The sequence below is a fragment of the Streptomyces niveiscabiei genome (assembly GCF_001419795.1).
In the GTDB taxonomy this organism is placed as follows: domain Bacteria; phylum Actinomycetota; class Actinomycetes; order Streptomycetales; family Streptomycetaceae; genus Streptomyces; species Streptomyces niveiscabiei.
The window spans coordinates 1-3,078 of record NZ_LIRL01000748.1 but is presented as its reverse complement, the minus strand read 5'-3'; the positions used below and the strand labels follow the sequence as shown (position 1 = coordinate 3,078).

Here is a 3,078-nt window from a genome sequence, read left to right as displayed (position 1 = left end):
GGGTTGTGGGTTGGGGCGCGGGCTGGGCCGGGGGAGTTTTGTGAACCATGTGATGCAGGGTGGCCGGATGCGCTTCACTTTTCAGGCATATCGCGGCTACGTAGAGCGACTGTCCAATGGCTGTCCAATCGTGTCGAGGAGGTCGGGACGGTGCTCGGGGTAGAGGCGGCACGTACAGAGTCGTACGACCGAGGGGTATGGATGAGCGGTGACGGTGAGGCGGCGCGGCCGACGACCGAGGCGGATGAGGCGGGGTGGGAGGTCGACCCGGACGACGAGTGGGGTTTGGCCGTACTCGTCAGCGTGGGACGTCAGTTGAGGCTGCGCCGCGAGGCGAAAAGGATGCGGGTCCCGGAGTTCGCGAAGGCGATCGGGTACAGCGACGACATGGTGTACAAGATCGAGGCGGGGGCGCGGATTCCGAAGCAGGTGTATCTGGACAGGGCTGACAGGGTTCTGGACGCGGGCGGGCTGGTCTCCGCGATGTGGGAGGACGTGGAGAAGGTCCGGTACCCCAAGAAGGTGCGGGATCTGGCGAGGATGGAGGCGAAGGTGGAGCACCTGCTGTCGTACGGCAGCCATGCTCTCCACGGACTGCTCCAGACCGCCGACTACGCAAGGGCTCTGCTGAAGACGAGGCATTCCCAACTGTCGGACGACGAACTGGAGAAGGCGCTGGCTGGCCGTATGGCCCGCAAGGCGATCTTCGAGCGCACACCAGCTCCACAACTCAGTTTCATCCTGGAGGAGATGGCGCTGAGGCGACCTATCGGGGGCATGATGGTCTGGCGTAGTCAGCTCGAACACCTCTTGGAGGTGGGAGAGTTGCGCAACGTCGGAATTCAGGTGATGCCGATCGATCGCTGGGACCATCCTGGGACGGGAGGGCGCATCCAGGTGCTGAAGTTCGATGACGGTACGGCAGTTGGCCGGATGGACGACGAGTTCTATGGTCGTCCGACCGATGATCCCAAGCACCTCATGGTCCTTGAGATGCGCTATGGCATCATCCGAGGTGAGGCTCGGACCGTACGGGAGTCGCGGGTCTTCATTGAACGACTGCTGGGAGAAACATGATCCGCAAGTCCACTGCCGGTGACTCCTCCGAGCTGGCGTGGTTCAAGAGCAGCTACAGCGACAGCAACAACCCGGACGACTGCGTCGAGGTAGCGCTCACCTGGTTTAAGAGCAGCTACAGCGACACCAGTAACCCGAACGACTGCGTAGAGGTCGCCAACACCCCCAGCACCATCCACATCCGCGACTCCAAGTACTCCGACTCCAGCCCCCGCCTCGCCGTAGCCCCCGCCACTTGGACCGGCTTCCTCACCTACGCCGCCCGCTGAACGCCGTCGCCGCCGGTCACGCAACCGGCAGCGCGGTCTGTCGTGGCGGTGGCGGCAGCTGCATGATCCTCAAGACGTCGTTGCACCCGAAGATCCGTCCGTAGTTCCCCTCGGATCGCTGCGTGAGGATGCCCAACTCGGCGAGTTTCGCCACGGCTTGATTGGCGGCCTGGTACGTCACCCCGTACCGCTCGGCCGCATCCCTCACCGTCAGCATGGGGTAACCGATCAGGTCCTCGGCGATCTGGAGCGAAACCCCCTTGGCTCGCAGTGCGCGGAGCTGGTCCATGAACCGCTGCTTGATCTCGATCAGGCCGTCGACCTGGCGCATCGCTTCGTACGCCTGCGCCTCCACGGCCTGGCAGAAGAACGTGACCCAGGGGTTGTAGTCCCCGGTGACGCTGACGTCGAGCAGGTGGTCCTGGTAGGCCCGGCGGCGTACTTCGAGCCACGGCGACAAGTTGAGGATGGGGAACCGGAGTTCGCCCGCCGCCATGAGCTGGAGGATGACCACGAGGCGACCGAGCCGGCCGTTTCCGTCGTTGAAGGGGTGAAGGGTCTCGAACTGGTAGTGCCCAAGAGCCATCTTCACGAGGATGTGCATCTCCTGGGCACCGTTGATCCATCCCTCCCACATGAGCAGACCGTCGCGGAGTCGATGATCAGGCGGTACGGGGACGAAGCGCGCGTCTTCCACATTGGCGCTGTTGAGTCCGATGAACACCTGTGTCGTCCTCACCTGCCCGGCGTCGCGCGTCTCGCTGGGGGTTCCTCGGACCAGGATTCCTTGGAGATGCTGGAGGAGCGCGAGGGTGATCGGGCGCTCATGTACCCAGGCGATGGCTTCCTCCGCCGCGTGGACATAGTTGAGCACTTCGGCGACCGACGCGGACAGCTGGGCCTGGTCCTTGAAGTCGGCTTCGAGGACGTCGGTGAATGCGGCGTACGTACCTTCCAGGGCGGAGGTGCTCACCGCCTCGCGCCGGATGGAGGGCCGGACCAGGAGTCGGGGGTTGGGCAGTTGCCGAGCCGCTTGGTCGGCCCTCGCCACGGCAGCGGCGGCCTTCGCGACTGCCAGATGGGTCGGTCCGGTGAGTTCGACGTCGTTCGGCAGGTTGTCCGGGACGTAGGCATCGGCGTGATACTCGCGGCCGGCGCGGGGGTCGTAACCAGTGATCGGCACCAAGGTGCCGATCGGTGATCGTCCCAGGAGGTCAGCATCCACAATGTCAAGGATACTCGGGCAACCTTGAATTTGGTCGCGAGGATTTCAAGGGTGCCGAGCCATGGACGAGGCCGGTCATGGACCATTTGAGCTGGCAGTTTAACCAAATCGGCGCTACTCCCTGGCGCTGTGTGACCTTGAAGTCTGCTGTGCCAAATTCAAGGTACGAAGCACTCGCCCCCTCCGGAGTGCTGTGACTCCAGGCGTGGCGCTCACGTGATACCGAAGTACACCCCCGTAAGACCTGAGCGGTACGGTCTCCTCACGCCGATGAGGAGAGTGAACGTGAGCAACTTCGTGCGGCCCGCGACGGAGGGTGCCGATCCCTTCGGTACCGCCCGGCTGCGACGCGGAGTCCTGGACGCCTGGGCGACCAGTCCCGCCCGCTTCCGGGAGGACGCGAACGCCGAGGAGGACCTCGTACTCGGGGGTTACCGCGATCGGCTGATCGTCGAGCTCGCCCAGAACGCCGCCGACGCCGCCGCCCGCGCGGGCGGCGGCGTCGGC

The 3,078-nt window shown here is 64.6% G+C and carries 4 protein-coding genes; 3 read left to right on the top strand and 1 reads right to left on the bottom strand.

Translation table 11 applies throughout. The annotated features are described in order from the left end of the window. The first annotated feature begins 201 nt into the window (after window positions 1-201). Together AOK24_RS32620 and AOK24_RS32615 are read left to right on the top strand one after the other, a co-directional pair. Window positions 202-1,077 carry a helix-turn-helix domain-containing protein gene (locus AOK24_RS32620; RefSeq protein WP_055723632.1) on the top strand — a complete coding sequence of 292 codons (876 nt, stop codon included), beginning with the start codon at window positions 202-204 and terminating at the stop codon, window positions 1,075-1,077. Continuing rightward, window positions 1,074-1,346, top strand: coding sequence for a DUF397 domain-containing protein (locus AOK24_RS32615; protein ID WP_055723631.1), 273 nt, complete (start codon window positions 1,074-1,076; stop codon window positions 1,344-1,346). The genes AOK24_RS32620 and AOK24_RS32615 overlap by 4 nt, the downstream gene beginning before the upstream one ends. Window positions 1,347-1,362: 16 nt before the next feature. Here AOK24_RS32615 and AOK24_RS32610 read toward each other — a convergent pair whose 3' ends face one another. Further along, the gene (locus tag AOK24_RS32610; RefSeq protein WP_055723630.1) at window positions 1,363-2,571 is read right to left on the bottom strand and encodes a Fic family protein; all 1,209 of its coding nucleotides are present in this window, start codon (window positions 2,569-2,571) and stop codon (window positions 1,363-1,365) included. A 285-nt stretch (window positions 2,572-2,856) separates the two neighbouring features. Here AOK24_RS32610 and AOK24_RS32605 point away from each other — a divergent pair. Beyond that, the coding region (locus AOK24_RS32605) for a hypothetical protein (RefSeq protein ID WP_159052056.1) at window positions 2,857-3,078 on the top strand (222 nt) is incomplete at its 3' end.

What these genes read in the sequence shown, in the direction of transcription:
- AOK24_RS32620 (WP_055723632.1), top strand. Translation starts at nt 202, where the DNA reads ATGAGCGGTGACGGTGAGGCGGCGCGGCCGACGACCGAGGCGGATGAG.
- AOK24_RS32615 (WP_055723631.1), top strand. Translation starts at nt 1,074, where the DNA reads ATGATCCGCAAGTCCACTGCCGGTGACTCCTCCGAGCTGGCGTGGTTC.